General features: G+C 68.2%; 18 protein-coding genes. 5 read left to right on the forward strand and 13 right to left on the reverse strand.

All coding sequences use genetic code 11. From position 1 onward, the window contains the following. Window positions 1-28: 28 nt before the first annotated feature. The 5 genes from FB547_RS23485 to fhuF form a co-directional block, all read right to left on the reverse strand. Window positions 29-2,197 (reverse strand): TonB-dependent siderophore receptor, encoded by a 2,169-nt coding sequence (locus FB547_RS23485; protein WP_145746060.1) that lies wholly within the window; start codon window positions 2,195-2,197, stop codon window positions 29-31. A gap of 182 nt (window positions 2,198-2,379) precedes the next feature. Next, entirely contained in the window at window positions 2,380-3,711 is a 1,332-nt protein-coding gene (locus FB547_RS23490; RefSeq protein WP_145746061.1) for a lysine N(6)-hydroxylase/L-ornithine N(5)-oxygenase family protein, read from the reverse strand. A gap of 36 nt (window positions 3,712-3,747) precedes the next feature. Next, complete coding sequence (locus tag FB547_RS23495; protein ID WP_145746062.1) at window positions 3,748-4,788, reverse strand: GNAT family N-acetyltransferase; 1,041 nt, start codon at window positions 4,786-4,788, stop codon at window positions 3,748-3,750. Beyond that, window positions 4,785-5,630 carry a formyltransferase family protein gene (locus FB547_RS23500; protein ID WP_145746063.1) on the reverse strand — a complete coding sequence of 282 codons (846 nt, stop codon included), beginning with the start codon at window positions 5,628-5,630 and terminating at the stop codon, window positions 4,785-4,787. Before FB547_RS23500 ends, FB547_RS23495 begins: the two co-directional genes overlap by 4 nt. Before the next feature lie 94 nt (window positions 5,631-5,724). Beyond that, window positions 5,725-6,570, reverse strand: coding sequence for a siderophore-iron reductase FhuF (fhuF, locus tag FB547_RS23505; protein WP_145746064.1), 846 nt, complete (start codon window positions 6,568-6,570; stop codon window positions 5,725-5,727). A gap of 133 nt (window positions 6,571-6,703) precedes the next feature. Here fhuF and FB547_RS23510 point away from each other — a divergent pair, with 133 nt between their 5' ends. Beyond that, complete coding sequence (locus FB547_RS23510; protein ID WP_145746065.1) at window positions 6,704-8,395, forward strand: cyclic peptide export ABC transporter; 1,692 nt, start codon at window positions 6,704-6,706, stop codon at window positions 8,393-8,395. Next, window positions 8,392-8,628 carry a hypothetical protein gene (locus tag FB547_RS23515; RefSeq protein WP_145746066.1) on the forward strand — a complete coding sequence of 79 codons (237 nt, stop codon included), beginning with the start codon at window positions 8,392-8,394 and terminating at the stop codon, window positions 8,626-8,628. The genes FB547_RS23510 and FB547_RS23515 overlap by 4 nt, the downstream gene beginning before the upstream one ends. A gap of 17 nt (window positions 8,629-8,645) precedes the next feature. Here the strand turns inward: FB547_RS23515 and FB547_RS23520 are convergent, their stop codons facing one another. The 5 genes from FB547_RS23520 to FB547_RS23540 all read right to left on the reverse strand — a co-directional run bounded on the left by FB547_RS23520 (window position 8,646) and on the right by FB547_RS23540 (window position 12,310). Continuing rightward, window positions 8,646-8,861 carry an iron dicitrate transport regulator FecR gene (locus FB547_RS23520; RefSeq protein ID WP_145746067.1) on the reverse strand — a complete coding sequence of 72 codons (216 nt, stop codon included), beginning with the start codon at window positions 8,859-8,861 and terminating at the stop codon, window positions 8,646-8,648. Between the two features lie 15 nt (window positions 8,862-8,876). Further along, the gene (locus FB547_RS23525) at window positions 8,877-9,494 is read right to left on the reverse strand and encodes an RNA polymerase sigma factor (RefSeq protein ID WP_145746068.1); all 618 of its coding nucleotides are present in this window, start codon (window positions 9,492-9,494) and stop codon (window positions 8,877-8,879) included. A 237-nt stretch (window positions 9,495-9,731) separates the two neighbouring features. Beyond that, window positions 9,732-10,436 (reverse strand): glutathione S-transferase N-terminal domain-containing protein, encoded by a 705-nt coding sequence (locus FB547_RS23530; protein WP_145746069.1) that lies wholly within the window; start codon window positions 10,434-10,436, stop codon window positions 9,732-9,734. A gap of 46 nt (window positions 10,437-10,482) precedes the next feature. Further along, a complete protein-coding gene (locus FB547_RS23535; protein WP_145746070.1) occupies window positions 10,483-11,373 on the reverse strand; it encodes a phosphate/phosphite/phosphonate ABC transporter substrate-binding protein in 891 nt (296 codons plus the stop codon). Between the two features lie 97 nt (window positions 11,374-11,470). Continuing rightward, the gene (locus FB547_RS23540) at window positions 11,471-12,310 is read right to left on the reverse strand and encodes a hypothetical protein (protein ID WP_145746071.1); all 840 of its coding nucleotides are present in this window, start codon (window positions 12,308-12,310) and stop codon (window positions 11,471-11,473) included. Window positions 12,311-12,538: 228 nt separating this feature from the next. On the opposite strand from FB547_RS23540, the gene FB547_RS23545 reads away from it, so the two are divergent. Beyond that, window positions 12,539-13,192, forward strand: coding sequence for a DUF1345 domain-containing protein (locus FB547_RS23545; protein WP_145746072.1), 654 nt, complete (start codon window positions 12,539-12,541; stop codon window positions 13,190-13,192). Here FB547_RS23545 and FB547_RS23550 read toward each other — a convergent pair. From FB547_RS23550 to FB547_RS23560, 3 genes are read right to left on the reverse strand one after another with little or no spacing between them, the layout of a single operon-like run. Next, window positions 13,167-14,135, reverse strand: coding sequence for a DMT family transporter (locus FB547_RS23550; protein ID WP_145746073.1), 969 nt, complete (start codon window positions 14,133-14,135; stop codon window positions 13,167-13,169). The genes FB547_RS23545 and FB547_RS23550 overlap by 26 nt on opposite strands. Window positions 14,136-14,162: 27 nt before the next feature. Continuing rightward, window positions 14,163-14,657 carry a methylated-DNA--[protein]-cysteine S-methyltransferase gene (locus FB547_RS23555; protein WP_145746074.1) on the reverse strand — a complete coding sequence of 165 codons (495 nt, stop codon included), beginning with the start codon at window positions 14,655-14,657 and terminating at the stop codon, window positions 14,163-14,165. Window positions 14,658-14,663: 6 nt separating this feature from the next. Next, complete coding sequence (locus tag FB547_RS23560) at window positions 14,664-16,256, reverse strand: DNA-3-methyladenine glycosylase 2 family protein (RefSeq protein WP_145746075.1); 1,593 nt, start codon at window positions 16,254-16,256, stop codon at window positions 14,664-14,666. Window positions 16,257-16,368: 112 nt separating this feature from the next. Between FB547_RS23560 and FB547_RS23565 the strand changes: the two genes are divergently transcribed. Beyond that, the gene (locus FB547_RS23565; RefSeq protein ID WP_145746076.1) at window positions 16,369-17,751 is read left to right on the forward strand and encodes a phosphomannomutase/phosphoglucomutase; all 1,383 of its coding nucleotides are present in this window, start codon (window positions 16,369-16,371) and stop codon (window positions 17,749-17,751) included. A gap of 5 nt (window positions 17,752-17,756) precedes the next feature. After that, window positions 17,757-19,139: a 3-deoxy-D-manno-octulosonic acid transferase gene (locus FB547_RS23570; protein WP_145746077.1), complete on the forward strand. Its 1,383-nt coding sequence runs from the start codon at window positions 17,757-17,759 to the stop codon at window positions 19,137-19,139. Window positions 19,140-19,144 lie beyond the last annotated feature (5 nt).

Consider the following 19,144-nt stretch of genomic DNA (forward strand, 5'->3'; position numbering starts at 1 on the left):
TTTTTGCGTTTGGAGGCCGCTGCGCGGCTTACCAGCGGTAGGTGGCCGTGGCCGTGACCTTGCGCTGGTCGCCGTAATAGCAATTGCCGTACTGGTCGCAGTTCGCGAAGTAGGTCTTGTCGGTCAGGTTGCGCACGTTCAGCGCAAGGCTCCAGCGGTCGATGTCGTAGCCGATCATCGCGTCGAACAAGGTGTACGAAGGCACCTGGATCGGCGCCTTGTTCAGGTCGCCGCGGTTCGAGCCGTTGAAGCGTGCGCCCAGCCCGACCTTGATGCCGTTGTCGAAGCGGTAGTCCGCCCAGAGCGCGGCGCGGTGCCTGGACACCGCGAGCAGCGGCGTGCCGATCTCGCTCGGCGTGCTGCTGGCCGTGATCTCCACCTTGGGCGTGTAGGCGTAGGACACCGTCACGTTCATGCGCTTGACGGGCTGGAAGGCCGCTTCGAGCTCCAGGCCGCGTACCAGCACCTCGCCGGTCTGGCGCGGGCGGAAGTTGGCATCGGCGGTGATGTAGTTCTGGCGGCGCAGGTCGAAGATGGCGGCGCTGTAGCTGTCGGTGGTGCCCACGGGCTGGTAGCGCACGCCGGCTTCGTACTGGCGGCCGGTCTCGGGCTTGAACGGGCTCTTGGTGTCCGGGTTCAGACGCGCCGAGGGCGAGAACGATTCGGAGTAGCTCAGGTAGGGCGCCCAGCCGCTCGGGAAGGTGTAGACCAGGCCGCCGCGCTTGGTGAACTTGTGCTCGGGGATGTCGCTGCGCGTGCCGTCCAGGTTGCTGTGGATGATCGTGGAGGCGCGGTCGTAGCGGCCGCCGAGCGTGAGGCTCCAGCGCTCGCCCCACTTGATCTGGTCCTGGATGTACAGGCCGGTCTGCGTCAGGCGGGTGTTGGCGTCCACATAGGGCGCGGGCACGAAGAACGGACCGCCGTACACGGGCGCGTAGATGTTGATGCTCGGTGCGCTGCCGCCGCTGTAGCTGGCCTGCTCGATGCCGGTGCGCTGGTGGTCCAGGCCGATCAGCACCTTGTGCTTCCAGTCGCCCGAGACGAAGTTGGCTTCGAGCTGGTTGTCCAGCGTGAAGGTCGAGACGCTCTCGCGGCTGCCCGAGATGCTTCGGCGCAGCATCTGGTAGTTGCGCGGATCGGAGACATTGCTGTTGAGCGGCACGATCGCGCGGCCCTGCACGGCGCCGTAGTCGACGTCGAGCCGGCCGTAGCGCAGGTTCTGGCGCGCGGTGAACGTGTCGTTGAAGCGGTGCTCGAACTCGTAGCCGACCATCCACTGGTTCACGTCGAAGTGGTTGAAGTTGGGGTCGCCCACGAAGAGCGAGTCGGGAATGTAGTTGCCGAAACGCGTGGGAATCAGCGAGCCGACCGTCGGGCGCCCGCGCGTGTACACGCCGCCACGCACGCGGTTGAAGTGCGACAGCAGCGTGAGCGTGGTGTCCGCGGAGGGGCGCCAGGTGAGCGAGGGCGCGATGTAGAAGCGGTCGTCGTCCATGCTGGCGGCCGGCAGCTTGCTGTCGCGGCCGACGGCCGTGAGGCGGTAGCTGAGCTTGCCTTCGGCATCGATGGGGCCGGAGAAGTCGGCGGCGATCTGGGTGCGGTGGTTGCTGCCCAGTTGCAGCTGCACTTCGCGCAGCGGCTCGGTGGTGGGGCGCTTGCTCACCACGTTGACCACGCCGCCGGGGCTGGCCTGGCCGTAGAGCACCGAGGCCGGTCCGCGCAGCACTTCGATGCGCTCCATGCCGTAGGGTTCGATCTGCCAGACGCCCCAGTTGCCGTTGTTGCGCAGGGGCATGCCGTCCAGGTAGAAGCCCGGCGCGTAGCCGTCGAAGCCGCGGATCGAGATCCAGTCGTAGCGCGAGTCGGCGCCGAAGACGGTGGTGCTCACGCCGGGGGTGTAGCCCAGCGCGTCCTTCACGGTGGTGGCGCCGATGGCGGCCGCGCGGTCGGCCGTGACCACCGAGATCGACTGGGGGGTTTCCAGGATCGGGGTGTCGGTCTTGGTGCCGGTGGCGCTGCGCTTGGCCACGTAGCCGCTCACATGGCCCTTGGCCGATGCTTCCGTATCGGCCGTGACGGTCACCGCCGGCAGGTTGCTGTCCTGCGAGAAGGCGGGGGCCGCCCAGAGGGTGCAGGCGGTTCCGAAGGCCGAGGCAAGCGCGGCGCTCAGCAGGCGGGGTCGGGGCAGGGGACGCATAGGTTGAGGTACTCCAGGGGCAGTGAAAAAACGACGTGTTCGGGTTTCAGCGCAAGGCCTGCCGTATCCCGCAGTTCTGGCGCTTCCGTACATGAGACGTTTGAACTACAAAAAGAGAGACACCCTGTACCAAATGCTTCAGCACGTACCCGCCACGCGCACCGCCGCGCCTCGGCGGCGGCCTAGATGCGGACGGCCTGGCGCTCGCTCCGGCCGGCGTTGGCGGCGCTGGCCGCGCCCGCCGTGCCCGGCATCGCCGGAATGGCCTTCAGCAGCGCGCTGCCGATCTCCCCCGTGCGCACCGAGGTCACCGACAGCAGCGTGTCGCTCAGGCCGTGCGAGGACTCGCAGGCGCCCTGCAGGAAGATGGCGGGGCGGAAGTCCCCGGTGCTGCGCACGCGGTAGTGGCGGTCCACCGAGAAACCATCCAGGTACGGCGCGAGGGGGGTCAGCAGTTCCTTGTGCTGCTCGCGTGCGTAGCCGGTGGCGAGCACCACGGCGTCGTAGCGCGAGGTGCTTTCGCGGCCGGTGTTCCGGTCGCACATGGTCAGGTGGATGCCCTCGGCCGTGGCGTGGGCGGCGTGGATGTCGTGCCGGCGCAGGAAGCGCATGCGGTTTTCGCCGCGCACCTTCTGCTGGTAGAACATCTTGAAGATCTGCTGGATCAGTTCCAGGTCGGCCACTGCGTAGTTGGTGTGGCCGAATTCCTCGAGCAGGGCGGCGCGCTCGTCGTCGGGCCGGCTGTACATGTAGTCGGTGAACTCGGCGTTGAACACCTCGTTCACGAAGGGGCTGTCGTCCGAGGGGCGGATGGAGCGGGCCCGCATGACGAGGTCGACCTGCGGCGCATGGGGGCGGCCCTGCAGGTCCATGAAGATCTCCGCGGCGCTCTGGCCGGCGCCGACGATGGCGATTCTTTGCGCGCCGTCCTGCGCGGCGATGCCCTGCAGGTAGCTGCTCGAATGGAACACGCGCGGGTCGCTGCGCAGCGCTCGGAAGCAGTCCGGAATGTTGGGCATGCCGCCGATGCTGACCACGAGGTTGCGCGCGAGGCGCTCGCTCACGTGTCCCGTGCGGTCGTGCGAGCGCACGCGCAGCAGCGTCACGTCGCCGCCGTGGGCCTCGCGCTCGGGCAGCACCTCGAACACTTCCTCGCCGTAGACGCAGGCATCCTCGAACTGCGCGGCGGCCCAGGCCAGGTAGTCGTTGAACTCGTGGCGGCTCGGGAAGAAGGTCTTCAGGTTGATGAAGTCCTGCAGGCGCCTTTTCTCGTGCAGGTAGTTGATGAAGGTGAAGCGGCTGGTCGGGTTGCGCAGCGTGGCCAGGTCCTTCAGGAAGGAGATCTGCATGTGCGCATGCTCCAGCATCATGTCCTTGTGCCAGGCGAAGGTGGGCTGCTTCTCGATGAACATTGCGTCGAGCCGGCGCCCCTCGCGCCGCTTCTCGTCGAGCGCGATCGCCAGCGCGATGTTCGAGGGGCCGAAGCCGATGCCGATGACGTCGTGAATGACCATGGCGGATTCCTTTTTGCTGCGAAGCGGTTGAGCGGGTTAAACGGGCGTGGCGGACGCGGCTGCTGCAGCCGGCGCGTCGCTGCGCGGCAGCCAGAGGCTGTCGATGAAGTAGCGTTCGCGCAGCATCATCACGAGCTGTGCGCGCTTGTGCGGCAGGTCGAACTCCTTCACCTTGGCGTAGCCCGACTTGTCGAGGTTGCGGATCTGCTGCACGTGGTCGATGCGCGGCTCGCCCACGGCGCGCTGGGTGCGCGGGTCGCACAGGAAGATGTAGTGCGAGATGGAGGTGAGCCACGCGGTGGCACAGGCCTTACCGCGGAACGACGGCTCGCCGACCAGCACGTGCCAGCCGCGGTCGTAGTCCTGCACGTCGTAGAAGGGCGCGATGCGGCTTTCCTTGGCCCAGTACATCTCGAAGTAGGCAAAGGGCTCGCCGTCGAAGCTCGCGATCATCGAGTACATGTGCGGGTCGCGGTCGATGCCCGAGAGGTAGGCGCGGTGCTTGTCCAGGTCGCCTTCCTCGTCCCAGATCTCGGCCACGTCGGGGTCGTTCATCCAGCGGTTGAAGATGCCCAGGTCGCGCTCGAGGTCGATGCTGCGAAACGAGAAGGTCTTGCCGAGCCACGGAATGAAGCGCTGGTAGAGCACGCCGCGCGGCTTGGGCGTGCGCAGCGGATGCACCTTGCCGTTGGTGAGCGCATAGCGCTGCGCCATCGGGGCATGCACGGTGGGAAGCCACAGGCGCGGCTGCTGCCAGAGCATGTCGCGAAAGGCGCGCACGCCGCCGTCCGGCGACGCCAGCAGGACGCCGGTGTGGGTCAGCTCCTCGGCCGGCGCGGGCACCGCCACCGCGAGGCTCTTGTGCGCGGGGCGGTACTCGAAGGCGGCTTCCAGCGCCGCGAGCAGGTGAGGGGTGGAGGCCGCACTGCCGTCGACCCATTGGAGCGCGGCATCGGCCCCGCCGGCTGCGAGCTTCCAGAGCGAGCGGCTGCCGCCCTGGCGGCTGCGCACGGCGAGCATCTCGCCGTCCAGGGTGATGTCGTGCGGCGTGCCGTCGGCGTAGGAGGTGAGGGTCATGGGGTTCCTTCGGTGGACCGGTGGCTCGCGAGCAGGGCCAGGCCCTGGTGGAGTGCCGGAAAGAGGCTGTGGTTGAAGTTGTTCCAGCGCAGCTCGAGGATCGAGTCCGCGGGGTCGATGTGCGTGCCGAGCACGTCGTGGATGACCTCGCCGGAGTCGATGCCGTTGTCCACGTAGTGCAGCGAGGCGCCGGTCTTCAGGAGCAGCGGCGCGGGGACGCTTTCCATCGTCTGCCAGTTCACGACCTTGCGGCCCTTGGCGCCGTGCAGCGCATCGAGCGTGGCGCAGGCGCCGCGGCGCTCGTAAGGCGACTCGATGCGCGTGATGCCGGGGTGGATGTTGACGATCCTGCGGTGAAAGGGCGCACCCGGGCGCACGAGTTCGTCCAGGATGACCAGGAGCCCGTCGAGCACGACGATGTCGGCCTGCAGCGTGAGCAGCTTGTCCAGCAGGCGGCGCTCGAAGGCGCTCTTGGCGGCGGGTCGCTCTTTCGCGTCGAGCGGAAGCCGCCGGTACTCGGACGGCACCGCGTGGAGCATGCCGTTGAGCAGCTTGCCCTGCGCCTTCAGGTCGCCTGGAAAGATCCACTGGCGGCCGGGCTGGCAGGAGAAGCCGTAGTCCTGCAGCGCCGCGCGGTCCCGCGGCGAGCCTTCGTCGTCGTCGTAGACGATGCCTTCGAGCGAATAGGCCTCTCCCAGCGAGCTTTCGTCCAGTGCCTTGGCCAGGTATTCGAGCGGGGACGCCATGTAGCGCTGCGTGCCCTTGAAGTCGATGTACTGGCCGGCCTTGTCGGCGGCCGCGTTTCTCAAGGACAGGATGTAGACGAGCTTTGCCTGGGACATGGGTGTGGCGTGAAGGATGGATCGGCGTTGGAGTTGGCTTGGGAACAAGCGGGCGTGGGGCCTTCAGGAGAAGACGTGGCAGCGCGCCATCTGTTCACGGCTGCAGGATTTCGCCGGCGCTCTTGCGGTGCTGCGGCGCGAGCGGGCAGGCGCCGCAGTAGTCCTCGCACGGAAGCAGGTAGTAGAGGCAGCACTGGCGGTGCAGCTTGACCGGCCGGCCCTGGCCGGCGTCGACCGGCCGTACCTCGCGGCAGCGGGCGTGCAGCGGGTTGACCGGCCGGGCCTCGTCCGGCCAGGCGGGGTGGTGCAGGAGGCGGTCGCGGTCGTGCGCGATGTGGGCTGCACCGCCGGTCGCGGCCAGCGCCATGTCGAAGATCGGTTCGAGGTGGCGCGCGGTGTTGCCCCACAGAATCTTGGGCGCAAGCCGCGTGAGGCTGCACAAGGCGAAAAAAAGCGGTTGCAGGTGCTGCCACAGCAGCGGCGCATAGCGCTGCGCGGTGTCCGCGCCGCGCAGCGCATCGCCCGGATGCAGCACATGAAAGCTCGAGGGTGCGCCCTTGTCGTCGAGCCGCACCCAGATGTGCTCCGCCGAAACCGGAAACACATGCTGCAGCACGCTGGCGGCCGCCACCACGGGCGGCAGCAGCGCGGAAAGGTAGTCCAGGCTCCACGCCGAGGCGACCGGCCGCAGGTCGCGCGCGCCGGCCGCGCCACGTGCGCGGGCGTGAAGGCGCAGCACGTCGGCCAGGAGCGAAGGCGAATGCGCCAGGTCGGCCACGCGCAGCGCGCCGGCCGGTACCGCGTCCGCGCACTGCAGCCGTTCGGCATGCACGGCGAGTGCGCCCGGGAACAGGGGTTCCAGCAGCGCGATCACGAGGCGGCCTGCAAGAGGTGCGGGGAATGCATCCCTTGAAGACGGTTTGGCGGCGGTGGTGTTCATCCGTCACATCGCATGAACATTGCCGGGACCCAGCCGTCTATGCAGTAAGCGGCGTGCAGCCGCCCGGGCGATGTCGACAGGGCATGGCCGTTTTCAAGCCGTTTTGCCCCGGGTGGGCGGAAAGAGCCTTTGCATGACACCGACCACCACGGCCCCCCGTGGCCACACCTCCGAGCTCGGGCGCCTGCTCAAGCCGTTTCTTCCATGGATTGTCCTGTCCGCGGTCACCGGCATCAGCGCGGGTGCGGCCACCGTCGCGCTGCTGGGCACCATCAACCAGGTGCTCAACCGCGAGGGCGGCATGGCGGGCGGGCTGCTGCTGACCTTCGTCGGGCTGTGCGCGGTGGCGCTGCTGGGGCGCATGGCCTCGGACGTGTCGACCAACTTCGTCGGCCAGCGGCTGGTGGCACAGGTGCGCAAGAGCCTCGCGCAGAAGATTCTCTCGGCGCCCATCGATGCGCTGGAGCGCTACCGCACGCATCGGCTGATGCCGGTGCTGTCGCAGGACGTGGACATGATCAGCGACGTGGCCTTCGTGCTGTCGTCCACGCTCATCGCGTTCGCGATTGCGCTGGGCTGCCTGGCGTACCTCGCGTACCTGTCGCTGCCGCTGTTCTGCCTGCTGGCGGTGGCGCTCGCGATCGGCGCGACCATCCAGACGCGCGCGCAGGTGCGCGCCGAAGCGGGTTTCTGGAAGGCGCGCGAATACGAGGAGCAGCTGCACAAGACCTACCGCGCGATCAGCGAAGGCGCGAAGGAATTCCGCATGCACCGCGCGCGCCGCACGCGGATGTTCGGCGGGCAGATCGAGCGCATCGTGGACAACATCCGCACCGTGAACGGACGCGCCATCAACACCTACGTGATGGCGACGGCCTTCGGCTCGGCGCTGTTCTTCCTGCTGATCGCGCTGATCCTGGGCTGGGCCGCGTTCCGGCCGACCGAGCCCGCGGTGCTGAGCGGCTTCGTGCTGGTGATGCTGTTCCTGAAGGGACCGGTGGACCAGATCGCGGGCGCGCTGCCGGGCGTGGGCCGGGCCAAGATCGCGTTCCGGCGCATCGCCGACCTGTCGGCGCGCTTTGCAACGCCGGAGTCGCACCTGCACCTGGAGCGCGCCTCCAACGGCGTGATGCTGAACCGCGAGATCGCCATGCGCGGCGTGCGCTACGGCTTCGATGCGCCCGAGGGCGGCGAGGCTTTCACGCTCGGGCCGATCGACCTGTCGCTGCGGCCCGGCGAGATGGTGTTCATCGTGGGCGACAACGGCTCCGGCAAGACGACGCTGATCAAGCTGCTGCTCGGCCTCTATGCACCGCACGGCGGCGAAGTGCTGCTCGACGGCGGCGTGGTGACGCCGGAAGGGCGCGACGACTACAGGCAGCTGTTCACGACGGTGTTCTCGGACTTCTACCTGTTCGAGGATCTGGCGGCCGGCGAAGAGGGCGCGGGCACGGCCACGCTGCCGCAGACGGCGCTGCCCTACCTGGAACGCCTGGAAATCGCGCACAAGGTGAGCGTGAAGGACGGCGCCTTCACCACCACCGATCTTTCGACCGGGCAGCGCAAGCGGTTGGCGCTGGTGCATGCGTACCTGGAAGGCCGCCCGGTGCTGGTGTTCGACGAATGGGCCGCCGACCAGGATCCGGCCTTCCGGCATCTGTTCTACACGGAGCTCTTGCCCGAACTGCGCGCCAAGGGGCATCTGCTGGTGGTGATCTCGCACGACGACAGGTACTTCCACCTGGCCGACCGCGTGGTCACGATGCGCGCCGGAAAGATCGAGGAGGACAAGGCGTACGTCCCGCTGGAAAGCCTGGCTGCATGATGCGTGACCGTGTGCCCGACGATCCCGCTTTCGACGCCGCGTGGACGCTCTTTTGCACGCTGCACGATGCGCCCTCGCCGGAGCGCGCCGAAGAGCTCATCCGCTGGCTCGGCGTGGACCCCGGGAACATCTGCGCGCTGAACGACGTGCTCACCCTCTGGGCACTGACCGGGGCCGCGCTGATCAAGCCTGTGCTGGAACAGGCGTGCCACGAAGAGGGGCGCTTGCAGTGAGGGCAAGGGCGCCCACGCTACTTCCGCAGCCCGCGCAACTGCGCAGCCATGCCGCCGAGGGCATCCCAGCGGCGGCGCGCTTCCTGGGCCGCGGCCGCATGCTCCGCCGACCGGCTGCGCCACCGCGCAAGCGCCAGGCGGGCCGCCATGGCGGCGTCGTGCGCAGCGATCTCGCTCTCCACGATCAGCGCGAGGGCACGCTCGATGAGTTTCTCGTTCGGGACGCTTGCCACGATGCGGCCGGCCCGTCAGGCGAAGTCTTCGGCGAAGCTTGCGTCGAAGCCCGGGCGCGTCGAGATGACCGGCTGCTCGATCAGCTCCGAACGCAGCCGGGCGAAGACGCGCGAGCAGTCGATGGCAGCGCGCAGCAGGTGCTTGGCGACCGCCATTTCGGTGATCTTCAGCTGCTGGGCGATTTCGGCGCGCGTGTGTCCGTAGGCCCGGAACAGCAGGAACACTTCGCGCCGCCGGGGCGGCAGCTTTTCAAGCGTCTCGACCACGCGCGCCAGCACCTGCTGCTGCGCGGCGATGTATTCGCAGGACGGCACCACCTGGCGCGAGCCCGAGTTGAAATGCGTGCTGACCCAGTCCTGTGCCACCTTGCGGCGGCGCGCATCGTCCACGCACAGGTTGCGCGCCACGCGAAAGAGCAAGGCGCGTGGCGATTCGATGCCGGAGCCCTGGGTGCTTTCAGGGGCCGCGTCGATGCGGATGTCGCCGCCCTTCATCTTGAGCGCGTGCGCATACACGCGCTCGAAGCTGGATTGCGCGATGTCCGCCGCATAGTGCGGGTCGCGCAGGTCGCGCGTCAGTTGCCGGCGCAAGTCCGCATAGTGAGCTACCAGTTCCTGGACGAGGTCGCGCATCCGATCGCCTTCTCGCAAGCATCAACGTGTTGGTTTCCCTGGGCCGGCCACCGGCGCGTGGTGCGGGTGGTTCGGATGATTGAATAAGAATTATTCTTATTGAAGTGTAACCTCAACCGCTTCTGGGCGAAGCTGGAAAAGGCGAGGGAACCCCGTGCGCGTGCCTGAAAAAGACACTCGAATCGGAAAGTGAGTAGCTTTGTTTTCGTTCGGGGCGCGCTGCGCCCCGAAGGCCGGTCAACCGCGTTTGGGAATGCCCAGACCCTTCACGACGGCCGGCCGCGCGACGAAGGTTTCGAGCACCCGCGCCACGTTCTTGAACTCGCTGAAGCCCACCAGCTCGCCCGCTTCGTAGAAGCCGATCAGGTTGCGGATCCACGGGAACGAGGCGATGTCGGCGATGGTGTAGTCGTCGCCCATGATCCATGCGCGATTGGCCAGGCGCTTGTCGAGCACGCCGAGCAGCCGCTTCGATTCGGCCACATAGCGGTCGCGCGGGCGCTTGTCCTCGTAGTCCTTGCCGGCAAACTTGTTGAAGAAACCGAGCTGGCCAAACATCGGACCGATACCGCCCATCTGGAACATCAGCCACTGGATGGTTTCGTAGCGGCCGGCGGCATCCTGGGGAATCAACTTGCCGGTCTTGTCGGCCAGGTACAGAAGAATGGCGCCCGACTCGAACAGCGCGAGCGGCTTGCCGCCGGGCCCGTCGGGGTCGAGGATCGCGGGAATCTTGTTGTTCGGATTGAGCGAGAGGAATTCCGGCGACATCTGGTCGTGGCTCTCGAAGCTCACCAGGTGCGGCTCGTAGGCGAGGCCGGTCTCCTCCAGCATGATCGAGACCTTCACGCCGTTGGGCGTGGGCAGCGAATACAGCTGCAGCCGGTCAGGGTGAAGCGCGGGCCATTTTTGGGTGATGGGAAAGCGGGACAGGTCGGTCATGGGTGGTTCATGAAAAGCGGAGTTGGAACGCCGCGCCCGCAGGGGGTCAGATGCCCAGCCAGGTCATCAGGGCCGTTTCGACCTCGGCCGAGGGTGCGACAAAGCCAGTGTAGGTCGATGTGGCGAGCGCGCGCTTGCCGGCATCGCTTTGCGCAAGGCCCAGCAGGGCGTCGCGCGCCGCGCTGGCCGTGGCGGCATCGAGCTTGCGCGACACCAGCCATTGCTTGATGGGAACCGCGCGCGATTCCGCGCAGACGTTGCCGCCGCCCTCCTTCCAGGTCTTGACCACGCCCGATGCCGCCGTGGCGCCATAGGCGGCGAAACCGTTCTGCACGTAGAACGGCACCGCGTCCTGGTAGCGCGTGTTGGTGAGCTTGAGCGCGGCGGGCTGCAGGCCCTGCTCGCGCAGCATCGCGCGCGTGATCACCGAGGTGATCGAATCCGCGTCGGGCATCACCAGCCCCTTGCCGGCGATGCTCTTCCAGTTGGAGATGGGCTGCGGCTCCTTGCACAGCAGCGACACCTTGTAGGCCGTGAAGCCGCTGGTCCAGGCCAGCGCCTGGTAGCGGCCGCTCTTGACGGCCTCGAGCGCCACGTGGGCCGGGTGGATGAAGGCCAGGTCGACCTGCTGCTCCTTCAAGGCCTCGCGCGCGCTGGCGTAGGAGATCAGCACCTTGATGGTCACGGGCTGCTTCAGTGCCTTGCTCAGCACTTCGGCAATGGGCTCGAAGCGCGGTGCGATCTGGCTTTCGGCGGCCTGGTAGCTCACGCCTTCGGTCACGCCGATGACCAGCGCGTGCGCCGGTACGCCCGCTGCCAGCAGCAGCGCTGCCGCCGCCGGGACGGCAAGGCGAAGCGAGCGTGGTTTGCGGATGCCGCGCGCACTGGCGGCGCAACCGCCGGGTTTGTTGGAGCGGATGGGGGCTGGGATGTACATCAAAAGATCATAGGGGCCCGCGCGCGGCAACCGATGATCGCAAGCACCTATGCGCGCAGCCGCCCGCCCATGGCATGGCGCCGCGCCGCCGCGGGCCTCAGAACCGCGCCTTGAGGAAGGCCGAGGGACCGTGCAGCTTGACCTTGACGCGGGTCTCCGCCGTGCTGCTGTCGCGCGCCATGTCGATGTTGGTGGCGCCATAGGCCAGCACCACGCCGACGTTCTTCACGGGAAACCACTCCACGCCTGCCGTGGCGTTGTAGATGCTGCCGTGAAAGCGGCCGCCGCCCTTGCGCACGCCGGAGAGGTCGGCAAACAGGCGCAGGTCGGGAGTGATAGCATGCCGCACGCCGACCTCGAGCAGCGGCGCGATCGCGTCATCGCTCGAGTCTTCGTTCAAGGTGCGGACCCGTCCGTTCACCACGATGTTGGCGTTGGTGCCGACGCCGATGCGGTAGTAGGCCGCGCCGGCGCCGAGTCCGAACACCGTGTTGCCCGAGCCGAGCCACCATTTGTACGAGAGCTTGGCGAAGTCGAGCTTCACGTTGAGGTTGGCATTGCCCACCGCGGTCACGCTGCCGAAGCCGCCGAAGGAATCGCTGCCCGAGGCCTGGCCGAAGTAGTCGCGCTTGTAGCGGTAGTAGTCGAAGGAGATGCCATGGCTGTCGCCGATCAGCAGGTCGGCCGTGATGCGCGGCATGGTCACGCGGCCGGGCTCGAGGTCGCGCGTGCGCAGCGCGCCGTACGGCGAACTGACCGATGCGTTGAATTTCGGATCGGCGCTGAAGGCCCCCACCGAGAAACTGAAACGGTCCAGCGCGGGCGACGGATCGGCCCAGGCCAGTGCGGGCGCAAAGAGAAATCCAACGCTAGCCAGTGCGCCCAGCTTCGTCAGCCTTGCGGGGCTGGCAGGCGGGCAGGTGCGGAACAACAGCATGGAGAGGTCCTTAGGAGAGGAGAAGAAAGAAGGCAAAAAAATACGCCTCGGGCTCGACACGCAATTTGTGTGCGCGCCGGGCATCCGGGCGGTTGCTCCCTGTTGTTGACCGCCAAGTTAATAGCGCCTTCGCGCAACGCCCATGCGCCGATTGCCGTTGTGCGTGTAGGACGGCATTGATGCCGATGCGGGGCATGTCCCAGAAAGTACTAGAGGTAAGCTTTGAACATGCACAAGCACCTTTCCGCGACGACCGGCCCGCAGCGGCTTTTCTATGGCGGCGTGGCCGGGATCGCGGTCGCCGCCGTCTCCTGGCCGCTCGACGCGATGGCGCGCGGGCTTGCGGGCTGGTGTGCCGCTGTCGCGGTCTACCAGGTGCTCACGTGGTGGCTGGCCGATACCTTCGATGCGCGGCGCACCCGCGAGCGCGCCCAGTCGCTGGACCAGCCCAACGTGCTGATCCTGGTGTCGATGCTGGTGCTGATCGGCGCGAGCGTGGTGGCCATCGCAATGCTGCTGCAGCAGGTCAAGCTGATGAGCGGGCCGGTGCGGGCGGGGCACATCGCGCTCGGGCTGGTGGCGCTGGTGGGCTCGTGGCTCATGATGCACACGATCTACGCCTTCCACTATGCGCATCGCTACTACATCGACCGGCGCGACGGCTCGCCGGACGGCGGGCTGGACTTCCCGGGCAAGGATGAGCCCGACTATTTCGATTTCCTGTACTACGCCTATGTGGTCGGCATGACCACGCAGGTGTCCGACGTGCAGGCCACCTCGCGCGAGATGCGGCGCCTCACGCTGGTGCACAGCGTGCTCGCCTTCGCCTTCAACATGCTGGTGCTCGCGCTGTCGGTCAACGTGGTCGCGGGGGCGATGTAGCGGCCGAGCCGCCCGCGCACGGCCACAGCTTCACGAGGCCGGTGGACAGCGCCACGCCGCAGACGATCACGCCCGCGCAGATCAGCATCCATTGCGTGATGTTTTCGCCCAGGAACACGGCGCCGTAGAACACCGCGAACACCGGCACCAGGAAGGTCACCGTCAACGCGCGCGCCGGTCCCGCGTTGGCGATGAGCCGGAAGAACAGGATGTACGCGAGGCCGGTGCATGCGATGCCCAGGGCCAGCAACGCCAGCCAGGCGCGCAGGCTCGGCATCTGCGCGGGCCAGAACCAGAGCGCCGGAAGCGCGAGGAACAGCGTGGCGCCGATCTGGCTGCCGGTGGCGGTGGCCAGTGCGGGTACGCCGCCCAGGTAGCGCCGCGTGGCGCTGGCCGCCACGCCGTAGCTGGCGCAGGCGCCCAGGCAGGCCAGCACGGCCCACAGAGCGGCGTTGCCGTTGGCGTCGGCGTGCAGGCCCGCGCTGCGGCTCGCCAGCATGGCGACGCCCGCGAAGCCGATGACCAGGCCGACGATGCGCGAGCCGTCGGGCCGGTCGCGAAACCAGGCCCACGCCACCAGCGCGCCGAACATCGGCACCGTGGCATTGATCACCGCCGCCAGGCCGCTGTTGATGGCCAGCAGCGCAAAGCAGAACAGCGCGAACGGAATGCCCGAATTCAGCACGCCGATGGCCATCGAGGCCTTCCAGTGCTGTGCCAGCGCCGCGCCGTGGCCGCGCATGAACAAGAGCGGCAGCAGGAACAGCGTGGCCACCGCCACGCGCACCGCAGCCGCAGGCAAGGCGCCGAACTCGGCCGCGCCGATGCGCATGAAAAGAAAGGACGCTCCCCAGAGCGCGCCGAGCAGCACGAGGTCGATGAGCCAGGCCTTGGGCTTCGGCGACGGATGGGCGGTGGTGTTGTCGTTCGTTGTCGTGCTCATAAGGTCTTCGCAGCCCTGCGGCGGGCCCTATTTCGATTCGAGTTCCAGCAGCGCAGTCTTGCGGTGGAGCCCGCCAGCGTAACCGGTCAGCGAGCCGTCGGCGCCCAGCACGCGGTGGCAGGGCACGATCACGCTGATCGGGTTGCGCCCGACGGCCGCGCCCACCGCGCGCACCGCGGCCGGGTTGCCCACGTTCACGCTCAGCGCGCCGTAGGTCATGGTCTTGCCCGCCGGAATAGCGAGCAGCGCCTGCCACACGCTTTGCTGGAACGCGGTGCCGTGCGAGAGGTCGAGCTTCACGTCGAAGGTGTCGCGCCTGCCCGCGAAGTAGTCGCGCAGCTGGGCGCCGGCCTCGACCAGCGCGGGATGATCGTCCTGGGTCTGCCAGCCCGTGGTGTCGGGCCAGTGGCGCTGCTGGTCGAACCAGACGCCCGCCAGGCCTTCGTCGGTGGCCGCCATCGTGATGCCGCCGAGCGGCGTGTCGATGTGCGAGGTGTAGATGACTTTGCTCTTGAACTTCATGACATTTCAGGCGGAGGCGCCTGCCGTTGTGAGGTTGTTGAAAGAAGGGGCCGCCGCAGGCGGAGCCGCAGCCGTGGCCGGCGTCGGCGCATGCCAGGCGCGCAGCACCGCATAGCTGCGCCAGGGCCGCCAGGCCTGCGACGCCTGGCTGGCCGCGCGTTCGGTGCTCACGCCCAGCGCCTTCTGCAGCGCCACGTCGCCCGCGGGAAAGGCGTCGGGCCAGCGCAGCGCGCGCATCGCGATGTACTGCGCGGTCCAGGCGCCGATGCCGGGCAGCTCCTGCAGCGCGGCAATGGTCGAGGGCACGTCGGCGCCCGCATGCAGCGCCAGCCTGCCGCCGGCGACCTCGCGCGCGATGGCCTGCAGCGCGGCCTGGCGCTGCCGCACGATTCCGAGCTTGCCGAGTGCGTCGCCGCTCGCGCCCGCCAGTGCCGCGGGCGTGGGAAACAGGCGGTCGAGGCCTTCGATGGGCGTGGCGATGGGTTCGCCGAAAGCCTCCACCAGCCGCGAGCCCAGCGTGCGTGCCGCGGCCACGGTGACCTGCTGGCCCAGCACCGCGCGCACCGCCAGTTCAAAGCCGTCGACCGTGCCCGGCACGCGCAAGCCGTCGCCGTGCGGAAAGGCCTCGTGCAGCGCCGCGTTGATGGCCATCGGCTCGGCATCGAGGTCGAGCATGGCGCGCGCGCGGCTGATCACGATCGGCAGCACCGCGGCGAGCGAGTCGCTGACCGACAGCAGCATCTGCTCGCGCGCCATGTCGAAGCGCAGCTGCAGCCAGCCGGCGTGCGCCTGTCCGCCCTGTTGCACGCTCAGCGTCCGGGCCAGGTGAACGAAAGCCGGGGTGCTGCCCTTGGCGGGCTCCTTGCCATCGGCCGTGGTGGCCAGCTCGACGCCACGCAGCGCGCGCCGCGCAAAGAAGCCGAGCATCGCGTTCACGTCGTAAGGTGGCCGAAAGCCCAGCCGCACCTCGATGGCCTTCCCCTGGCCCCCCTCGGCGCCGCCGGCACGCCGCAGCGCGCTCGGGTTGAGGCCATAGTGCTCCAGGAACGCAGCGTTGAAGCGGCGCACGCTCGCAAAGCCGCTGGCCAGCGCCACCTGCGTCATCGGCAGGCGCGTGTCGGCGATCAATTGCTTGGCGGCCAGCAGGCGGCGCGTCTGCAGGTATTGCAAGGGCGAGACGCCGAACTGCGCCTCGAAGATGCGCCGCAGGTGGCGGTCGCTCACGCCGAGCCGTGCGGCGATCTGCGCTGCGCCCGGCCCATCCTCGGACCAGGCATCGGGCTCGTCGATGAGCCGGGCGGCCTGCAGCGCGAGGATGCGCGAGGCATCCTCGGTGGACCAGCTCGCCGCCCGCGGCGCGAGTTCGGGCCGGCAGCGCAGGCAGGGGCGGAAGCCCTCGGCCTCGGCCTGCGCCGCGTGGCGGAAGAACCGGCAGTTCTCGCGCCGCGGCAGCTTCACGCGGCAGACCGGCCGGCAGTAGATGCCGGTGGAGGTCACCGCGGTGAAGAACGAGCCGTCGAAGCGCGCATCGTGCGTCTTCATCGCCAGGTAGCAGGCGTCGCTCTCGAGTGCTTCGGTGGATGCGTGAGGAGTAGGCATGGGCAAATGATACGGTTTCGACTCGTTTCAACTGGCCGTTTTCGGACATGTGGGCACCGGAGCGCTTGCCTACAATGGCCCGTTCTCAAGAACCTACAGGGAATGCTTCTTCATGCAACTCAGTGCGTCGATTTTCAAGGCCTATGACATCCGAGGCGTGGTGCCCGTCACGCTCGATGCCGAGGTCGCGGAAGCGCTCGGCCGGGCTTTCGGCAGCGCCGCCCGCGCCGCCGGTGAAAAGACCGTGGCCGTGGGCCGCGATGGCCGGCTCTCGGGACCCGCGCTCGTCGAAGCATTGATCAACGGCCTGGTGGCCACCGGCGTCGAGGTGATCGACGTGGGCGCGGTGACCACGCCCATGCTCTACTTTGCGGCCCACACGCTGTGCACGAGCGGCATCCAGGTCACGGGCAGCCACAATCCCAAGGACTACAACGGCTTCAAGATGGTGCTGGCCGGGCGCGCCATCTACGGCGACGAGATCCAGGGCCTGCGCAAGGTCATGGAAGACGGCACCGCCAGGCTCGCCCCCGGCGGCAGCGTGCGCAAGGTCGACGTGACCGAGGCCTACACCCAGCGCATCGTCGGCGACATCAAGCTGGCCCGTCCGCTGAAGATCGTGGTCGATTCTGGCAACGGCATTGCGGGCGCCTCGGCGCCGGCCATCTTCCGCGCCATAGGCTGCGAAGTGACCGAACTGTTCAGCGAGGTCGACGGCAACTTTCCCAACCACCACCCCGATCCGAGCAAACCCGAGAACCTCAAGGACCTGATGGCCGCACTGGCCGAAGGCGACGCCGAACTGGGCCTGGCCTTCGACGGCGATGGCGACCGCCTGGGCATCGTCACGAAAGACGGCCAGAACATCTTCCCCGACCGCCAGATGCAGCTCTTTGCGCAGGACGTGCTCTCGCGCGTGCCGGGCGGCACCATCGTGTACGACGTGAAGTGCTCGCAGCGCCTGGCGCCGGCCATCGAGGCCGCGGGCGGCAAGCCGATGATCTTCAAGACCGGCCATTCGCTGATCAAGGCCAAGATGAAGGAAATCGATTCGCCGCTCGGCGGCGAGATGAGCGGCCACATCTTCTTCAAGGAGCGCTGGTTCGGCTTCGACGACGGTACCTATGCGGGCTGCCGCCTGCTCGAGATCCTGAGCAAGACGCCCAATGCGAGCGACACGCTCAACGCCTTGCCCACGAGCTTTTCGACGCCCGAACTCAACGTGAAATGCGCCGAAGGCGAGCCGCATGCAGTGGTCGAAAAACTCGTCGCAGGCGCGAGCTTCGCGGCACCCGCGGTGGTCTCGACCATCGACGGCCTGCGCGTCGACTGGCCCGATGGCTTCGGGCTCATTCGCGCCTCCAACACCACGCCGGTGCTGGTGCTGCGCTTCGAGGGCCAGACCGATGCGGCCCTCAAGCGCATCGAAGCCGAGATGCTCGCGCTCCTCAAGACCGTCAAGGCCGACGCGACGCTGGCCGAAGCGTCGCACTGAGCACCGTGCGTTCGCTGCTGCTGCGTCTCTACGGCGCCTTCACCACCGCCGTGCAACCGCTGGTTCGCCGCAAGCTGCGGCGCCGGGCGGTGGCCGAGCCCGGCTACGGCGTGGCCGTCGAGGAGCGCTTCGGCTATTACGACGATGCCACCACCGGCGAGGGCCAGTGCTGGGTGCATGCGGTCTCGCTCGGCGAAACGCGCGCGGCCGCCATCCTGATCGCGGAACTGCGCAGGCAGTACCCAGGCATACCGATCCTGCTCACGCACGGCACGGCCACGGGCCGCGAAGAAGGCGCCAAGCTGCTCGAACCCGGCGACACGCAGGTCTGGCAGCCCTGGGACATGCCCGGCGCGGTGAAGCGTTTTCTCGACCGTTTCCAGCCGCGCATCGGCGTGCTGATGGAAACCGAGGTCTGGCCCGAGATGGCCGCCGCCTGTGCCGAGCGCCGCATCCCGCTGGTGCTGGCCAATGCGCGGCTCAACGAGAAATCGCTGGCCGCGGCCGAACGTCTCGGCTGGCTCGCGCGGCCCGCGTACTCGGCGCTGGCTGCCGTGTGGGCGCAGACCGAGGCCGACGCGCACCGGCTGGTGTCGCTGGGCGCCAAGGTGGCCGGCATCTACGGCAACCTGAAGTTCGACGCCTCGCCCGATGCGCGCCAGCTGGCCGCGGCCGCGACGCTGCGCGAGCGGCTGCCCAAGCCGATGGTGGTGCTCGCGAGTTCGCGCGACGGCGAGGAGCGCATGCTGCTCGACGTGCTCAGGCGCTTCGGCGCCACCGCGCCCGTGCCGCCCGAGCAGGGCGCCATCCGTTCGATTGCCAAGCGCGTGCACGACGTGCAGTGGATGATCGTGCCGCGCCACCCGCAGCGCTTCGACGAAGTGGCCGCGCTGATCGAAGCCGAGGGCTTTGCGGTGGCGCGCCGCAGCGCCGCGGGCGAGCCGTCGGACGCCGAGATCTGGCTGGGCGATTCGCTCGGCGAAATGGCGCTGTACTACGGCCTGGCCGACGTTGCGCTGCTCGGCGGCAGCTTCGAACCGCTGGGCGGGCAGAACCTGATCGAGCCGGCCGCCTGCGGCTGTCCGGTGGTCATGGGCCCCTCCACCTTCAACTTTGCCGAAGCGGCGCAGCTTTCGCTGGCGGCCGGGGCCTCGCTGCGCGTCGAGAACATGGAGCAGGCGGTCACCGCGGCGCTCAAGCTGGTCGAGAACCCCGAACGCCGCGCCGCCATGGCCGAGGCTGCGCTGTCATTCTCGTCGTCGAACCGCGGCGCCGCCGAACGCACCGCAGCCGCGGTGCTGGCGATCGCGCAGGCGGCGGATCCCGTGGCGTCGGAACACGCGCCGCTCGAAAGCGAAGCGCCGCGCGCCGAACCCACACTCGACTGAGTGTG

Source organism: Variovorax beijingensis (genome assembly GCF_007828835.1).
Classification (GTDB): domain Bacteria; phylum Pseudomonadota; class Gammaproteobacteria; order Burkholderiales; family Burkholderiaceae_C; genus Variovorax; species Variovorax beijingensis_A.